This window comes from Methyloversatilis sp. RAC08 (assembly GCF_001713355.1).
Lineage (GTDB): Bacteria > Pseudomonadota > Gammaproteobacteria > Burkholderiales > Rhodocyclaceae > Methyloversatilis.
Genome location: NZ_CP016448.1, coordinates 780,951 through 796,729, shown reverse-complemented (window position 1 = coordinate 796,729; position 15,779 = coordinate 780,951). Strand labels below are relative to the sequence as shown.

Sequence of the window (15,779 nt, the reverse complement as noted above, 5' to 3'; positions counted from 1 at the left end):
CTTGAGGACGCATGGTGCGCAAGACCCGTATCAAGATCTGCGGCTTCACCCGCGAAAGTGACCTCGAAGCTTCCCTGGCGCTCGGTGTAGACGCCGTCGGTTTCGTGCTCTATCCGCCCAGCCCGCGCGCGGTGACCGTCGAGCGGGCTGCGTTGCTGGCGTTGCGGGTGCCGCCGTTCGTCACGCGGGTCGGACTGTTCGTCAATGAAGATGCTGGATTGATCGGCGAAGCGGCGAGCGGGGCGCGCCTGGATTGCCTGCAGTTTCATGGCGACGAGACGCCGGATGATTGCGAACGTTTCGGCCTGCCATACATCAAAGCAGTCCGGGTGAGGCCGGGGCTGGATTTGCTAGAATACGCGGTCAGGTTTCGTGCAGCGCGAGCACTGCTGCTGGATGCCTACTCCGATGCCTGGGGGGGCTCCGGCAAGAGTTTCGACTGGTCGCTGATCCCGCCCGACCTTCCACTGCCGGTCATCCTGTCCGGCGGTCTGGACCCGGAAACCGTGGCAGACGCGGTTCGGCGCGTGGCGCCGGCTGCGGTCGATGTGAGCAGCGGAGTTGAATCCGCCAAAGGAATCAAGGACGTGGCCAGGGTGGCTGCGTTCATATCAGGAGTTGAAAATGGGGAAGCTCGACCTGCCGGCTGAGGTATCTGCCTCCGCCTACAACCTGCCGGACACGACCGGACATTTTGGTCCGTACGGTGGCACTTTTGTTGCGGAAACCCTGATTGCCGCGCTCGATGAGCTGCGGGATACCTACGAGTCACTGAAGGACGAACCGGCGTTCCGCGCGGAATTCGAGTACGAGCTGAAGCACTACGTCGGCCGCCCGAGCCCGATCTTCCACGCGCGTCGCCTGTCCGAAGCGGCGGGTGGTGCGCAGATCTACCTCAAGCGCGAAGACCTGAACCACACCGGCGCCCACAAGATCAACAATGTGATCGGTCAGGCCATGGTGGCCAAGCACATGGGCAAGCCGCGCGTGATCGCGGAAACCGGTGCCGGCCAGCACGGTGTCGCCACCGCGACGATCGCCGCCAGGCTCGGCATGGAATGCGTTGTCTACATGGGCAGCGAGGACGTGAAGCGTCAGGCCGCCAACGTCTATCGCATGAAGCTGCTCGGTGCCACGGTCGTACCTGTCGAATGCGGCTCCAAGACTTTGAAGGACGCGCTGAACGAAGCCATGCGTGACTGGGTGACCAATGTCGCCAACACCTTCTACATCATCGGCACCGTGGCCGGTCCGCATCCGTATCCGATGATGGTGCGCGACTTCCAGTCGGTCATCGGCGAGGAGTGCAAGTGGCAGATGCCGGAAATGATCGGTCGTCAGCCGGATGCCGTGATCGCCTGCGTTGGCGGTGGATCGAATGCGATGGGCATCTTCTATCCCTACATCCCCTATCCGGACGTGCGTCTGATTGGCGTCGAGGCGGCCGGGCACGGCATTTCGACCGGAATGCATTCGGCGTCGCTGTGTGCCGGACGTCCGGGTGTGCTGCACGGCAATCGCACCTATCTGCTGCAGGATGAAAATGGTCAGATCATCGAAACGCATTCGGTGTCGGCCGGCCTCGACTATCCTGGCGTCGGCCCGGAGCACGCCTGGCTGAAGGACTGCGGTCGCGCCGAATATGTGGCCATCGACGACGAGGAAGCGCTGGCGGCCTTCCACAAGACCTGCCGCATGGAAGGCATCATCCCGGCGCTCGAATCGTCGCACGCCGTCGCCTACGCGATGAAGATGGCGGCCGGCATGTCGAAGGACGCGGTGCTGCTGGTCAATCTGTCCGGCCGCGGCGACAAGGACATGCACACCGTGGCCGAGAAGTCCGGCATCAAGTTCTGACCAGCTTTTCCACCATCCTGTTGTCAGCCGGGTGGCGGAAGCCGCCCGGCGACGGTTTCCGAAAATGTCCCGAATCACTCAAACACTGTCCGCGCTGGACGCCGCAGGCCGCAAGGCGCTGATTCCATTTGTCACAGCGGGCGACCCCGACCTGTCGGTGACGGTGCCGCTGATGCACACGCTGGTCGAGGCGGGTGCCGACATCATCGAACTCGGGGTGCCTTTCTCCGACCCGATGGCCGATGGCCCGACGATACAGCGCGCGTCCGAACGGGCGTTGCTGAAGAAGGTGTCGCTGCGCCAGGTGATTGCGGCGGTAGCCGAATTCCGCACCCGCAACACGACGACGCCGGTCGTACTGATGGGCTATGCCAACCCGATCGAGGCAATGGGTGTAGATGCCTTCGCTGACGCAGCGTCGGCCGCCGGCGCGGATGGCGTGCTGGTGGTGGATTACCCGCCGGAAGAGTCGCGCGAATTCGCCAGGGTGGTGCGCGCTGCAGGGCTGGATGTCATCTTCCTGCTGGCACCGACCTCGACCGACGTTCGCATCCGCGCCGTCGGAGAGATCGGCAGCGGCTACATCTATTACGTATCCTTGAAGGGCGTGACCGGCGCCGGCCACATCGACATCGATGCCGTATCGAAGCGCATTCCGCTGATTCGCGACATGGTCGGCCTGCCGGTTGGCGTCGGCTTCGGCGTGCGTGATGGCGCCTCGGCGAAGGCGCTGGCGGCGGTGGCGGACGCGGTCGTCATCGGCAGCCGCATCATCGAGGAAATCGAGAACAGCCCGGCAGACCAAATACTGCCGCGCGTGAAGACGCTGCTGAGCGGCATCCGCGCTGCGATGGACAGCGTCGAGGTGACGGCATGAGCTGGCTGCAGAAGCTGCTGCCGCCGAAGATAAACCGCAGCGAGGCAGCTGGGCGCAAGTCGGTTCCCGAAGGCCTGTGGTCGAAGTGCCCGGCTTGCGAAGCCGTGCTCTACACCGCCGATCTGGCGGCCAATACCGGCGTCTGCCCGAAGTGCAATCACCACTCGCGGGTACGCGCCCGCGTACGCCTTGATTCCCTGCTCGACCGTGAAGGCCGCTTCGAGATCGGCGCCGAAGTCATGCCGGTCGATCCGCTGAAGTTCCGCGACAGCAAACGCTACGCCGACCGCCTGAACGCGGCTGCCGACGAAACCGGCGAGGGGGATGCACTGATCGTCATGCAGGGCGCGATCCGGACGGTGCCGGTAGTTGTCGCCTGTTTCGAATTCGAATTTCTTGGCGGATCGATGGGTTCGGTCGTTGGCGAACGCTTCGTGCGTGGCGTGCGCGTCGCGGTCGAACAGCGCCTGCCCTTCGTGTGCATCGCGGCCAGTGGCGGTGCTCGCATGCAGGAAGGTCTCTTTTCATTGATGCAGATGGCCAAGACCACCGCTGCGCTGACCCAGCTTGCGCAGCACAGGCTGCCCTTCATTTCGGTGCTGACCGATCCGACCATGGGCGGTGTGTCGGCCAGCTTTGCGTTCATGGGCGACATCGTCATCGCCGAGCCGGGCGCGCTGATAGGCTTCGCCGGCCCGCGCGTGATCGAACAGACCGTGCGCGAAAAACTTCCGGAAGGATTCCAGCGCGCAGAGTTCCTGGTCGAGAAGGGCGCTGTCGACATGATTGTCGATCGGCGCGAAATGCCTGACCGCATCGCCGGCCTGCTGTCCGCATTGCAACGTATGCCGGCATTGACGTGCTGAACCGTCAGCATCCGCGTCCCCTGCGTCGCGTGACAACCGTGTCCGGCCCGTCGATCACATGCCACTGACGCTGACCGAGTGGCTGCAGCACCTCGAAGGCCTGCATCCGAAGGTGATCCAGCTCGGGCTGGACCGCGTGCTCAGCGTCAAGGCGGCGCTCGGCATCACGCAGCGCGTTCCGCTGTTCATCGTCGGCGGCACCAATGGCAAGGGCTCGACCTGTGCGATGCTCGAACGCATCCTGCGATGCGCAGGCTATCGCGTCGGCACCTACACGTCGCCGCACCTGCTGGCCTACAACGAACGCGTTCGCATCAACGGCGAACCGGCCAGCGATGACGCACTGTGCGCCGGCTTTGCCGAGGTCGAACAGGCGCGCGGCGATACCGCGCTGACCTACTTCGAGTTCGGCACCTTGGGCGCGTGGCAGGTGTTCGAGCGCGCCGAGCTCGATGTGATCGTGATGGAAGTTGGGCTGGGCGGCCGTCTTGATGCCGTGAACGCATTCGATGCCGATTGCGCCATCGTCACCAGCGTCGATCTCGACCACATGGAATATCTCGGTGATACGCGAGAGCTGATCGGCCGCGAGAAGGCCGGCATCTTCCGTGCAGGGCGGCCGGCCATCGTCGGTGATCCGATGCCGCCAGCCACGGTGATCGAGTACGCCCAAACGATCGGCGCGGTGCTCAAGGTGTCAGGCCGCGATTTCGGCTTTGGCGGTGACCGGCAGCAGTGGGGCTACTGGCGGCGCGAGCCTGAACGGCTGGTCAAGCGTGGCGGGCTGGGCTATCCGGCGTTGCGCGGTGCCAACCAGCTGCTGAATGCATCGGCGGTGATCACGGCGCTGGACGCCATGTCCGACCAGGTCCCGGTGTCGGTCGGTGACATCCGTCTCGGGCTGGCCACGGTCGAACTGCCGGGTCGCTTCCAGGTGATGCCCGGCCGGCCGGCCGTCATCTTCGACGTCGCGCACAACCCGCACGCCGCCTCGGTGCTGAACGAGAACCTGTCGAGCATGGGGTTCTACCCGGAAACCTGGGCCGTGCTCGGCATGCTGCGCGACAAGGACATCGCGGGCGTGCTCGACCGGCTCAAGGGACGCATCGACCACTGGATGCTGTGCGATCTCGGCGGTCCGCGCGGTACGCTCGCCAGCGACATCGCTGCAATGATCGCCGAACAAGGTATTCCGGGCAGCGTGTCGACCTTCGCCAGTCCGGTCGATGCGTGGCAGGCCACCCGGGAACGGGTGGGTGCAGATGATAGAATCGTCGTGTTCGGATCCTTCCTCACCGTCGCCGAAGTCATGCGCGAATACGCGCGCTCGCCCTTGCCTGCAAAAGGCTGAACCCACCCGCAGGATGCGCCCGACGTGGCTTCTACCGCCCCTGACCTCCAGACTGAGTTGCGCAAGCGCGCCCGCCGGCGCCTGCTCGGTGCCATCGCACTGGCACTGACCGCGGCCATCGTGCTGCCGGTCGTGATGGACCACGAGCCGCGTGCCCCGGCGCAGGACATCGCCGTGCGCATTCCGCCGCGTGACAGCCTGCCGGCGCTGGCCCAGCCGGCTCGACCCGAACCGGCTGACGCCGATGTAATGATTCCGCCTGCGCCGCCGGATACCGAATCTGCTGCGCCGGCGACGACCGAATCAGTTCCTGTTGTGCCGCCTTCGCCACCCGCGCCGGTTGCCGTGCCACCAAAGGCCGAGCCGACCAAACAGGCTGCTGCGCCCGCGCCAGTCAGCGAAGCGTCTCGCGTGGCGGCCCTGCTCGATGGCAAGTCGGGATCCTTCGCATTGCAACTGGGGGTGTTCAGCGATGCCGCCAATGTGGCCAAACTCCGCGCGCGTGCCAAGGAGCTGGGCTTTCCGACCTTTACCGAACCGGTAAAGCTGGAAAACGGCCAGTCGCGTACGCGCGTAAAGGTCGGCCCGTTCCCAACTCGCGCAGCAGCCGAAGCCGCGCAGCGCAAGCTTGAAGGTGCCGGCATGCGTTCCATGATGGCGCCGGCTGCATGACCGTGCTGGACTACATCCTGATCGCCATCGTGGCGGTGTCCACGGCGATCGGGTTGATGCGCGGTCTGGTCAGCGAAGTGATTGCTCTGGCGGCTTGGGTGCTCGCCTTCATTGTCGCTCGGCAGTTCGGCGCCGATGTCGCCATGCTGCTGCCGGCCGGCCTGCAGGATCCGGGCTTGCGCATGGTCAGCGGTTTCGCGCTCGCCTTCGTCGCGGTGCTGCTGTTGTGCGGCGTATTGCGCTGGGTTTTGCGCTCGCTGATCAAGGCGACCGGGCTCGATTTTCCCGATCGTGTGCTGGGGGGCTTGTTCGGGCTGGCTCGGGCCGCATTTATACTGCTTCTGATCGTGGTCGGTGCGGCCTTCACGCCCGCCCCCGAACAACCGTGGTGGCGCGCGGCGGCGCTGACGCCGCCGCTGGAAACTGCAGCAATCGCCCTGCGCCCGTGGCTGCCGGATGCAGTGGCAAAGAAGATTCGATTTAAGGCCTGACCATCATGTGCGGAATACTCGGCGTCGTTGCCACCTCTCCCGTCAATCAGCTCCTGTACGACGGACTGCTCGTGCTGCAGCACCGCGGCCAGGACGCGGCCGGCATCGCCACCGCGCAGGGCCAGAAGTTCCACATGCACAAGAGTTCCGGACTGGTGCGCGATGTGTTCCGCACGCGCAACATGCGTACCCTGCTCGGTGACTGGGGTATTGCGCACGTGCGCTACCCGACGGCCGGATCCGCCTACAACGCGGCCGAGGCGCAGCCCTTCTACGTCAATTCGCCGTTCGGCATCGTGCTGGCGCACAACGGCAACCTGACGAATTCGGAAGAACTGAAGGTCGACATGTTCCGCACCGACCTGCGGCACATCAACACCACGTCGGATTCCGAAGTGCTGCTGAACGTGCTGGCGCACGAAATGATGCAGTCGCTGCGCGAGCGGCCGACCTTCGACGAGCAGACGGTGTTCCGCGCCGTGGCTGGCGTGCATCGCCGCTGTCGAGGCGCTTACGCCGTGGTGGCGATGATCGCCGGCTTTGGCCTGCTGGCGTTCCGCGACCCGTACGGCATCCGCCCGCTGGTCATCGGCACACACGAGACCGAACAGGGCACCGAATGGCTGGTCGCTTCGGAAAGCGTCGCGCTCGATACGCTGGGCTTCACGCTGCTGCGCGACATCGCGCCGGGCGAAGCCGTACTCATCTCGCCGGAGGGCACGATGCAGTCGCTGCAGTGCGCGGCGCATCCGACCCAGGCGCCCTGTCTGTTCGAATACGTCTATCTGGCGCGTCCGGATTCACTGATGGATGGCGTGTCGGTGTATGAGTCGCGCGTGAAGATGGGCGAATTCCTCGCCCAGAAGATCCAGCGCGACCACGGCGGGCTGCAGATCGACGCGGTCATCCCTATCCCGGATTCGAGCCGTCCGTCGGCGATGGAACTGGCCCGCGTGCTCGACGTACCGTACCGCGAGGGGTTCGTGAAGAACCGCTACATCGGCCGCACCTTCATCATGCCGGGCCAGGCGGTACGCCGCAAATCGGTGCGCCAGAAGCTCAATGCGATCACGCAGGAGTTCCGCGGCAAGAACGTGCTGCTGGTCGATGACTCGATCGTGCGCGGCACGACCAGCCAGGAAATCGTTGCGATGGCGCGCGAAGCGGGCGCGCTCAAGGTGTACTTCGCGTCGGCTGCGCCGCCGGTGCGTTTCGCCAACGTGTACGGAATCGACATGCCGACGCGCGACGAGCTGATAGCAGCCAACCGCTCAGACGAGGAAATCCGCGTCGCCATCGGTGCCGACGAATTGATCTACCAGACACTGGACATGCTCAAGGCCTCGATCACCGCTTGCAACCCGTCGATCGAACAGTTCGAAACGTCGTGCTTCGATGGCTGCTACGTCACCGGCGATGTGACCGCCGCCTACCTCGATGGCGTCGAGAACCAGCGCAAGGGCGCGCCGCGACAGTCCGAAGACGACAGCGGTCAGCTCGACCTGAATCTGGTCACGTCGGAAGAAAACGCCTGAGCATGTCTCCGGCTCATGAGCTTTCCCGATATCCGGCTTGACCTGCCCGGCGAACCGGCAGTAATGTCGGCATTCGCGCCGATTTGAATCCAGCTTGCGGGCGCGCGGGTTGACGTTTCGTCGAGACATCGACCCGGACAAATACGGCTAAAGCGGCGAAACGAATGCATTCCCGAACCCGTTTTGCCCTACAGGCAAAACGGGTTTTTCATTTGGGCCGGTGGTTTCGCTTTTCCGTCTTCTGCTTTTTCGATACCTGGTTGCCGGCACTTGCGCCGGCTGGAGCACAGCATGAGCAGTTCTGAACATCGGCCGTCCGAACGGGCGGCATTCGATCCGGAGCAGTACGATCCGGAAACACTGGCGGTGCGCGCCGGCATCGAGCGCAGCCAGTTCGGCGAACACAGCGAAGCGCTCTATCTGACATCGAGCTTCGTGTTCAACAATGCCGCCGAGGCGGCGGCGCGTTTTTCCGGAGCCACACCCGGCAACGTTTACGCGCGTTTCACCAATCCGACGGTCACGATGATGCAGGACCGCCTCGCCGCGCTGGAAGGCGCCGAAGCGTGTGTGGCGACCAGCTCCGGCATGTCGGCCATCCTGTCGATGGTGATGGCGCTGCTCAAGGGCGGCGACCACATCATCGCCTCGCGCAGCATTTTCGGCTCGACCCAGCAGCTGTTCGCCAATTACTTCGAAAAGTTCGGCATTTCGACCACGCTGGTCGATGCGACGGACATCGCGGCCTACCGTGCGGCCGTGCGGCCGACCACCCGGCTGTTCTTCATCGAAACGCCGTCGAACCCGCTGACCGAGGTGATCGACATCGCGGCCGTCGCCGAGGTGGCGCATGAGGCTGGTGCGCTGCTGGCGGTCGACAACTGCTTCTGTTCGCCGGCGCTGCAGAAGCCGCTCGAACTGGGGGCCGACATCATCATCCACTCGGCCACCAAGTATCTGGACGGGCAGGGCCGCGTGCTCGGCGGCGCGGTGTGCGGCCGCAAGGCGGAGATGGACGAGGTGCTGCGCTTCCTGCGCACGGCCGGCCCCACGCTGTCGCCGTTCAACGCCTGGATCATCCTGAAGGGGCTGGAAACGCTGGCGATCCGCATGGAAGCGCAGTCGGCGAAGGCCCATGAACTGTCCATCTGGCTTGAGAAGCAGCCGTGGGTAGATCGCGTCTACTACCCCGGATTGCCGTCGCACCCACAGCATGCGATCGCGATGCGCCAACAGAAGTCCGGCGCCGCGGTGGTGGCGTTCGAGGTGCAGGGCGGGCGCGACGAGGCATGGGCGTTGATCGATTCGACCCGCATGCTGTCCATCACCGCCAATCTGGGCGACACCAAAACGACGATCACGCACCCGGCGACGACGACGCATGGCCGTATTTCTCAGGAGGCGCGCGACGCCTCGGGCATCAAGGACAGCCTCATCCGGCTTGCCATAGGCCTGGAATCGGTCGACGACATGAAGCGCGACCTGTCGCGCTGGCTGGCCGTCTGAGCCGCATGCCGCGCCACATCGCACTCGTTCCCGCCGCCGGCAGCGGCAGCCGTTTCGGTGCGCATCTGCCGAAGCAGTATCTGCCGCTGGCCGGCAAACCGCTGATCCATCATGCGCTGGCCACATTGTGTGCGCATCCGCGCATCGACCGGGTGGTGGTCGTGCTGTCGCCGGACGACCTGTACTGGCGCGACCACGACTGGTCGGCGCTCGGGCCGAAACTGATGCCGGTGCATTGCGGCGGTGCCAGCCGGGCGGTGTCGGTGCGCAACGGCCTGTTCGAACTGACCGGCTGGGCGCGCCCTGACGACTGGGTGCTGGTGCACGACGCCGCGCGTCCCTGCCTTGGCCGTCAGCTGCTGGACAGGTTGATCACCGAACTGGCCGATGACGCCGTCGGCGGCCTGCTCGCCGTGCCGGTCGCCGACACGCTCAAGCGCGCCGACGCCCATGGCCGGGTGGAATGCACCGTGCCACGTGCGGCCATGTGGCAGGCGCAGACACCGCAGATGTTCCGGCTTGCGCTGCTGCACGACGCGCTCGATCGCGGCACCGATGTCACCGACGAGGCTTCGGCGATCGAGGCGGCGGGACTGGCGCCGAAGCTGGTTGCATCGAGCGCCGGCAACCTGAAGGTGACCTGGCCGGAAGACATGGATCTGGCCGAATTGATCCTGCGCACCCGGGAGGCATCGCAATGAACAACCTTATACAAGCGGCACCGCTTCCCTTCCGCATCGGTCAGGGCTTTGACGTCCACCGACTTGTCGCCGGCCGCAAGTGCATCATCGGCGGCGTCGACATTCCGCATGAGAAGGGCCTGCTCGGTCATTCCGACGCGGATGTGCTGCTGCACGCGATCACCGATGCCCTGCTCGGTGCTGCCGGCCTGGGCGACATCGGCCGGCTGTTCCCGGACACCGATGCGACCTACGCAGGCGCCGACAGCCGTGAGCTGCTGCGCGAAGCGGTCAGGCGAGTGCGCCTGACCGGCTGGCAGATTGGCAACATCGATGCGACGGTGATCTGCGAACAGCCGAAGATCACGCCGCATGCGGCACAGATGACAGCCCACATCGCGGCTGACTGCGGCATCGCGCCGAACGCCGTAAACGTCAAGGGAAAGACGTCCGAAAAGCTGGGTTATACAGGTCGCGGTGAAGGCATTGCGGCGCAGGCCGTAGCCCTGCTGATTGCGCCACCGCCACCTTCCATGGGGTGACGATCACAAGAGGTCTGCATGCTGAATGCGGTCCGCCAGAATGAAAAACGCCGCCGGCGTGCAGAGCGCCGGCGGCGAATGAAGCAGGAAACCTGTCAGCCTGTCTTGTCGAGCAGCGGTCGCAACCATTTTGCGACGCCACGTCGCCTCAGTACCTCGCGTTGTTCCGGTGTGAGCCGGATGGTGACAGGTACAGTCGGATCAACGGGTTTTCGGCCGGCACCGACACGGGTGCCGCCGTGCGGTGACCGCGACATCACGCCCTATCGAAGGTCGGAGACTTTTCCGGAACCACGTGGGTGAGATCCCCTTCGCCGATGAGGTAGTGATCGGTGCGCTTCGCCGAACGATTGTCGACCACCCCGAATGTCTTGTTGCTGTGGTGGTTGTACATCGTCGACATCTGTGCCGCCTTGCCGCTGTTGAAAAGAGCCTTCGCCTGATCCAGTGTGAGCATTGTCATAACCAACCTCCGTTGAGATGTCTGTGACGTGAGCCTTGAATAGAAACTGAGTGCAACCATTGACCACTGGTGATTCCGGTTACGCCGTCAGCGCTGTATCGCGCGCGGCTTTTCTTGTGTCCCTTGGGCCCCGCTACCTGCACTCCGTGGGTTGATTCAGCCTGCGACATGCTGGCTGCCAGATTCAAAGTAAGACATCAATCAAGCCGTTTCAAGGGTTTTTTTAAACTGTTTTTTCTTGTTGAAACAATGTGTTGAGGAATATTGCTTCTGCGCCGCACCATCTTCCGCAGTCGGCTCGACCGCTGTCGGCGACGCATCGTCCGCAAAGGTGCGCCGGCATTGCACATCAGCAGATTCTTCGTTGCCAGCAAAAGATTAGCGCGATAAGTTCTCGCGAGTGCCTTGATGTGCGCGGGTCTGTCTGGTTGGTTTCGGGTGAACCGAGGCTGTTGCGTCGCGTCATCAAAGCCTGGCCCCGCGAACGGTCGCGGGGCGCATTTCGACGTGTCGAACTGTCGGCCGGAACGGCTCAGCGGCCGCCGCTGACGTCCAGCAGTGCGCCGGTGGTGTACGAAGCGTCGTCCGACAGCAACCACAGGATGGCGCGCGCCACTTCTTCCGGCTCGCCGCCGCGCTGCAGCGGCACCGATGATTTCACCCGGTTCACCCGATCGGGTTCGCCGCCAGCGGCGTGGATGTCCGTGCGGATGACGCCGGGGCGGACCGCGTTCACGCGAATGCCATCAGCCGCCACTTCCTTCGCCAGACCGATGGTGAAGGTGTCGATGGCACCCTTCGACGCGGCGTAGTCGACGTACTCATCGGGCGAGCCAAGCCGCGACGCGGCCGACGACAGATTGACGATGGCGCCGCCGGCGCCGCCATGTCGGCGCGACATGCGGCGCACTGCCTCGCGTGCGCACAGCATGCTGCCGATCACATTGGTTGCGAAGATGCGGGTCAGTCGCGCCGCGCCCATGTCTTCGACCCGGCTCTGCGCTTCGAGCATGCCGGCATTGTTCACCAGCGCCGACAGGCCGCCGAAGGCGCTATCGACGTCGCGGAACAGCCGTTCCACGTCCGCCTCGATGCTCACGTCGGCCGCCAGTGCGAGCGCCGTGCCGCCGGCGTGGGTGATGTCGCGGACCAGTGCCTCAGCGGCAGCGCGCTGCCGCAGGTAGCTGACCACTACGGCATCGCCCTGCGCGGCGGCCAGACGCGCAGTCGCCGCGCCGATACCGCGACTGCCGCCCGTGATGACGATGATTCGCTCCATGCTGTACGGATGAATCGGAGATTTCAGGGCCCGGGACGCTTGCGCGGCAGCCGGGAGCACACCTTAGCGCGAATGCCGCCGGCCGGCCAGCGGGCGCGACGCGGCCGCCCGCACTCAGGGGGAACTTGCGCGGCAGGACCCCGATTCAAGTGCTTTGCAGAAAAAAGGTGTCCGAAAGTCCGGAGCAGTTGCCGATGACTGAAAATGGCAGCATTGAGTCTAGGCCTCGCACGACCGCGCTCAGTGGCCCATCACTTCCTCGGCGACCGGCAGCGTCATGCCGACACCCGGGCTGCGCAGCGCCTGGCCCCAGTCGACGACGGAAAATTGGCCGTCAGCATGTTCGACAATGGCGGTGCAACTGTCCACCCAGTCACCGCAGTTCATGTAGACGAGCCCGTCGATGGTGCGCTGTGCGACCGCATGGATGTGGCCGCAGATGACGCCATCGACGCCCCGGCTGCGCGCCTCGTGCATGACCGAGTCCTCGAAGTCATAGATGAAACTCACCGCGCTCTTCACCTTGCGCTTGGCGTAGCCGGCCAGTGACCAGTAGCCGGCAATGCCAAGCCGGCGGCGCACGCGCGACATCCACGCATTGATCCGCACGAGCGCGTTGTAGGCCACGTCGCCGAGCAGTGCGACCCAGCGATGATGGCGCGTCACCTGGTCGAAGTCGTCGCCATGCACCAGCCAGTAGCGCTTGCCGTCTGCGGCGACATGGATACGATCAAGATGGACCGCAATGTCACCGAACACCGTCCCGGCATATTCGCGCAGCGCCTCGTCGTGATTACCCGGGATGAAGACGACCTGCGTTCCCTTGCGAGCGCGCCGCAACACTTTCTGAACTACGGTGTTCTGTGCCGGGGTCCAGTGGATCGAGCGGCTCATCGCCCAGAAGTCGATGATGTCTCCGACCAGGTAGAGATAATCGGATTCGTGGTAACGAAGAAAATCGAGCAGCGCCTCGGCCTGACATCCGCGCGTACCGAGATGGATGTCCGACAGGAAGATGGCCCGGACGTGGCGCACGAGGGGATCTGGAGCATTCACACCGTGGATTCAAGCTTGTACGTGTGACAGGGCAGTGACGTCCGGTGGATTTTTTAAGTTGCACCGTGCGCTCCGTCGCTCATCCGTCGTCGCGATCCGGCGCAGCGGCCGGATTCAAAAGGCGACAGGGATGTGATTCGGTGTGCCTTTCGGGCGCGACCTTCCATCCGCGTACGCCACGGCCGGAACGCCCGCAATGCCGCGCCACGTGACAAGGAACCCGGCGACATCCGCCGGGGGGATCGGCCGACTGACCAGATAGCCCTGGACCATTCCGCATTTCTTTCTGCTCAGGGTCTGGAAGTCCGACAGGGTTTCGACGCCTTCGGCGACCGTCTGCATGTTCAGTGCGACCGACATCGCCAGCAATGTATCGACGATGGCACATGCCTTGTCCGACTTGCCCATGTCGCGCACGAAGCTCTGGTCGATCTTCAGTGTGTCGAAGGAGAAGGTGCGCAGATAGGTGAGCGCTGAATAGCCGGTCCCGAAGTCGTCAAGCGCGATGCGGTAGCCCATGGCGCGCAGATCGCGCAACTGTGCAGCGGCAGAGTCGGTGCATTCGAGCAGCAGTGATTCGGTGATCTCGAATTCGACCCTCTGCGGTGCGACCACGGCCGATGATTGCAGCACGTGGTGCAGAAAACTGTCGGTACCCAGCTGCACCGCGGACACATTGATGGAGACTGAAATGGTGTCGGGCCAGGTCGCGGCATGCCGGCTCGCTTCGTCCAGCACCCAATTGCCGATGCCTTCCATCTGACCGGTCGCTTCTGCGATCGGGATGAACTCGGCCGGAGAAATGTCGCCAAGTTCCGGATGGCGCCAGCGCAGCAAGGCCTCGAAGCCGCAGATGGAACTGCTGCTCAACATCAGTTGTGGCTGGAAGGCAAGATGCAGCTGCCGGTCGGCGATGGCATCGCGCAGGGCCATCTCGAGCACGGTCCGGCGACGCGCCTGTTCGCTCATCGACAGGTCAAAGAATCGCCAGCACGCGCCGCCATCGCGTTTCGCGGCGTAGAGCGCAAGATCAGCGGAGCCGAGCAGGCTGTCCACGTCATGTCCGTCTTTCGGCGCAAGCGCGATGCCCATGCTGGTGCGCATCGGTACGATGTGGCCGGCGATCCGGCAGGGTGCTGCCAGCAAGGCATTCAGCGCCTCAAGTCTTGCCGCGATATCCTCCTCGCGACACAGATCGGGCAGCAAGAGCGCGAATTCGTCGCCGCCGGTTCGACTTGCGACATCCTCATTCGTCAGGCAGGCCTTCAGCCGCCGACTGAATTCCTGCAGATAGCTGTCGCCAGCGGCATGGCCCAGCGTATCGTTGATCTTCTTGAAGCCGTCGAGGTCGAAACACACGACCGCAAAGCGTTTGCCGGTGGTGCATGTCAGACGTTCGCGCAGTGCCGAGCGCAAGTAGGCACGGTTGAAAAGGCCTGTCAGCGTGTCGTGATGTGCCAGCCATTCCATCCGTTCCACAGCCATCTGGCGCGCCGTGATCTCGGTCGCCACGCCCCGCCATCCGGCCCACTTTCCGCGGCTGTCGTACAGCGGACTGGCGCTCAGCGACCAGCTCTGCGCACCGCCCTTGCCGACAAGATGAATGATTTCATCGCGAAAGGGCTTGCGTCCGAGAAAGACGTGACGAAGGCGCTGCCAGGCCGCTGCACGTTCTTCGGGCGAGCGGCCAAGGCGATGCCGGAGCAGCTGCGCCGCTCTCTTGCTGAGGGCCTCCTGGGACGTCAGGTGCAGACAGGCTTCGAGCCGCTTCGATGCATGGATGAAACGTCCGTATCGATCGAGTTCCCAAAGTACATCGCTGGCGTGGTTCTCGAAATCGCGCAAAAGCAAGGCGATCACCTCGCTTTGCTGATCGGCCTTCATTTCTGCGACGAGTCGCGCGACGAAGTTGCGCGCCGTCGTCCACGCGCTGAAGATGACGATCAGGCTGTAGGCCGCGAGCATGATGCCGATGCCCGAAGCATGATCCATGTCGGACAGTGCCACGGCGACGGCGCTGCCGGTGCCCAGTACGGCCACGTAGCTGGTCGCCGCGCCGGGCACGCTGGACAATGCGAAGCCTCCGCCGCAGATCATGCCGGTGGTCACCAGGCCGACGAACAGCCGCAGCGAATCATCCGGTGACGGGAACAGCACGATGGCCATGCTTGCCCACAGTGCCGCGAGTACGCCGGCCTGCATGCTGGCGTGTCGGAATGTTCTCGGCGAAGCGGTTTCGATACTGCGGCAACGGGCTCGCAGCCAGCCGCGCAGACCCATGCAGGCGGCAATCGTCACCGCGAGCGCCCAGCACACGAGGAAAAGACGCAGGCCGTAGGACCACGCGGTCAGTACCACCACGATCGCGTTGGTGACGTTGATGGCCATGGCCACAGGGGTGAAGCGCAGCATGGCTTCGATCTGACGACCGCGATAGCGCGCGGCCAGGACATCATCGGGTTCGTACAGGCGGAAGAAGCGCCTGATGGCATCGCGGGCTCGGGTCAGCATGCCTGCGCCGGTCTTCGTCGCTGCAGCAGTGGACGGGCAGCGAACGGCAGTCGCAAGTGACGGGGGATCCACGTCCATCGGGTCGGCGGGCAG

The 15,779-nt window shown here is 64.3% G+C and carries 15 protein-coding genes; 11 read left to right on the top strand and 4 right to left on the bottom strand.

The window, feature by feature from the left end; translation table 11 throughout:
• The first annotated feature begins 11 nt into the window (after positions 1–11).
• The 11 genes from BSY238_RS03595 (at position 12) to ispF (ending at position 10,377) form a co-directional block, all read left to right on the top strand.
• Positions 12–650 (top strand): phosphoribosylanthranilate isomerase, encoded by a 639-nt coding sequence (locus BSY238_RS03595; protein ID WP_083223910.1) that lies wholly within the window; start codon positions 12–14, stop codon positions 648–650.
• Complete coding sequence (gene trpB, locus BSY238_RS03590; RefSeq protein ID WP_069037939.1) at positions 625–1,857, top strand: tryptophan synthase subunit beta; 1,233 nt, start codon at positions 625–627, stop codon at positions 1,855–1,857. Before BSY238_RS03595 ends, trpB begins: the two co-directional genes overlap by 26 nt.
• Before the next feature lie 64 nt (positions 1,858–1,921).
• A complete protein-coding gene (gene trpA / locus BSY238_RS03585) occupies positions 1,922–2,734 on the top strand; it encodes a tryptophan synthase subunit alpha (protein ID WP_069037938.1) in 813 nt (270 codons plus the stop codon).
• The gene (gene accD, locus BSY238_RS03580; protein WP_069037937.1) at positions 2,731–3,600 is read left to right on the top strand and encodes an acetyl-CoA carboxylase, carboxyltransferase subunit beta; all 870 of its coding nucleotides are present in this window, start codon (positions 2,731–2,733) and stop codon (positions 3,598–3,600) included. The genes trpA and accD overlap by 4 nt, the downstream gene beginning before the upstream one ends.
• A gap of 58 nt (positions 3,601–3,658) precedes the next feature.
• Entirely contained in the window at positions 3,659–4,951 is a 1,293-nt protein-coding gene (folC, locus tag BSY238_RS03575; protein WP_069037936.1) for a bifunctional tetrahydrofolate synthase/dihydrofolate synthase, read from the top strand.
• Positions 4,952–4,975: 24 nt separating this feature from the next.
• The gene (locus BSY238_RS03570) at positions 4,976–5,623 is read left to right on the top strand and encodes an SPOR domain-containing protein (RefSeq protein ID WP_069037935.1); all 648 of its coding nucleotides are present in this window, start codon (positions 4,976–4,978) and stop codon (positions 5,621–5,623) included.
• 56 nt (positions 5,624–5,679) lie between these two features.
• Positions 5,680–6,114 carry a CvpA family protein gene (locus BSY238_RS03565; RefSeq protein ID WP_236952609.1) on the top strand — a complete coding sequence of 145 codons (435 nt, stop codon included), beginning with the start codon at positions 5,680–5,682 and terminating at the stop codon, positions 6,112–6,114.
• Between the two features lie 5 nt (positions 6,115–6,119).
• Complete coding sequence (purF, locus tag BSY238_RS03560; RefSeq protein ID WP_069037933.1) at positions 6,120–7,649, top strand: amidophosphoribosyltransferase; 1,530 nt, start codon at positions 6,120–6,122, stop codon at positions 7,647–7,649.
• A 291-nt stretch (positions 7,650–7,940) separates the two neighbouring features.
• On the top strand, positions 7,941–9,155 hold the full coding sequence (locus BSY238_RS03555) for an O-succinylhomoserine sulfhydrylase (RefSeq protein WP_069040428.1): 1,215 nt from the start codon (positions 7,941–7,943) through the stop codon (positions 9,153–9,155).
• A gap of 5 nt (positions 9,156–9,160) precedes the next feature.
• Positions 9,161–9,856, top strand: coding sequence for a 2-C-methyl-D-erythritol 4-phosphate cytidylyltransferase (gene ispD / locus BSY238_RS03550; RefSeq protein ID WP_069037932.1), 696 nt, complete (start codon positions 9,161–9,163; stop codon positions 9,854–9,856).
• Positions 9,853–10,377 carry a 2-C-methyl-D-erythritol 2,4-cyclodiphosphate synthase gene (ispF, locus tag BSY238_RS03545; RefSeq protein WP_069037931.1) on the top strand — a complete coding sequence of 175 codons (525 nt, stop codon included), beginning with the start codon at positions 9,853–9,855 and terminating at the stop codon, positions 10,375–10,377. Before ispD ends, ispF begins: the two co-directional genes overlap by 4 nt.
• A 256-nt stretch (positions 10,378–10,633) precedes the next feature.
• Here the strand turns inward: ispF and BSY238_RS03540 are convergent, their stop codons facing one another.
• The 4 genes from BSY238_RS03540 to BSY238_RS03525 all read right to left on the bottom strand — a co-directional run bounded on the left by BSY238_RS03540 (position 10,634) and on the right by BSY238_RS03525 (position 15,686).
• Positions 10,634–10,840, bottom strand: a complete 207-nt coding sequence (locus tag BSY238_RS03540) for a hypothetical protein (protein WP_150123876.1) — start codon at positions 10,838–10,840, stop codon at positions 10,634–10,636.
• 532 nt (positions 10,841–11,372) lie between these two features.
• A complete protein-coding gene (locus tag BSY238_RS03535) occupies positions 11,373–12,119 on the bottom strand; it encodes an SDR family oxidoreductase (protein WP_069037929.1) in 747 nt (248 codons plus the stop codon).
• Between the two features lie 240 nt (positions 12,120–12,359).
• Positions 12,360–13,175: a UDP-2,3-diacylglucosamine diphosphatase gene (locus BSY238_RS03530; RefSeq protein WP_083223909.1), complete on the bottom strand. Its 816-nt coding sequence runs from the start codon at positions 13,173–13,175 to the stop codon at positions 12,360–12,362.
• Positions 13,176–13,289: 114 nt separating this feature from the next.
• Positions 13,290–15,686 (bottom strand): putative bifunctional diguanylate cyclase/phosphodiesterase, encoded by a 2,397-nt coding sequence (locus BSY238_RS03525; RefSeq protein WP_069037927.1) that lies wholly within the window; start codon positions 15,684–15,686, stop codon positions 13,290–13,292.
• Positions 15,687–15,779 lie beyond the last annotated feature (93 nt).

Bases quoted from the DNA above. Each gene is read 5' to 3' on its own strand.
- BSY238_RS03595 (WP_083223910.1), top strand. From the start codon at position 12: ATGGTGCGCAAGACCCGTATCAAGATCTGCGGCTTCACCCGCGAAAGT.
- trpB (WP_069037939.1), top strand. From the start codon at position 625: ATGGGGAAGCTCGACCTGCCGGCTGAGGTATCTGCCTCCGCCTACAAC.
- trpA (WP_069037938.1), top strand. From the start codon at position 1,922: ATGTCCCGAATCACTCAAACACTGTCCGCGCTGGACGCCGCAGGCCGC.
- accD (WP_069037937.1), top strand. From the start codon at position 2,731: ATGAGCTGGCTGCAGAAGCTGCTGCCGCCGAAGATAAACCGCAGCGAG.
- folC (WP_069037936.1), top strand. From the start codon at position 3,659: ATGCCACTGACGCTGACCGAGTGGCTGCAGCACCTCGAAGGCCTGCAT.
- BSY238_RS03565 (WP_236952609.1), top strand. From the start codon at position 5,680: ATGCGCGGTCTGGTCAGCGAAGTGATTGCTCTGGCGGCTTGGGTGCTC.
- purF (WP_069037933.1), top strand. From the start codon at position 6,120: ATGTGCGGAATACTCGGCGTCGTTGCCACCTCTCCCGTCAATCAGCTC.
- BSY238_RS03555 (WP_069040428.1), top strand. From the start codon at position 7,941: ATGAGCAGTTCTGAACATCGGCCGTCCGAACGGGCGGCATTCGATCCG.
- ispD (WP_069037932.1), top strand. From the start codon at position 9,161: ATGCCGCGCCACATCGCACTCGTTCCCGCCGCCGGCAGCGGCAGCCGT.
- ispF (WP_069037931.1), top strand. From the start codon at position 9,853: ATGAACAACCTTATACAAGCGGCACCGCTTCCCTTCCGCATCGGTCAG.
- BSY238_RS03540 (WP_150123876.1), bottom strand. From the start codon at position 10,840: ATGACAATGCTCACACTGGATCAGGCGAAGGCTCTTTTCAACAGCGGC.
- BSY238_RS03535 (WP_069037929.1), bottom strand. From the start codon at position 12,119: ATGGAGCGAATCATCGTCATCACGGGCGGCAGTCGCGGTATCGGCGCG.
- BSY238_RS03525 (WP_069037927.1), bottom strand. From the start codon at position 15,686: ATGCTGACCCGAGCCCGCGATGCCATCAGGCGCTTCTTCCGCCTGTAC.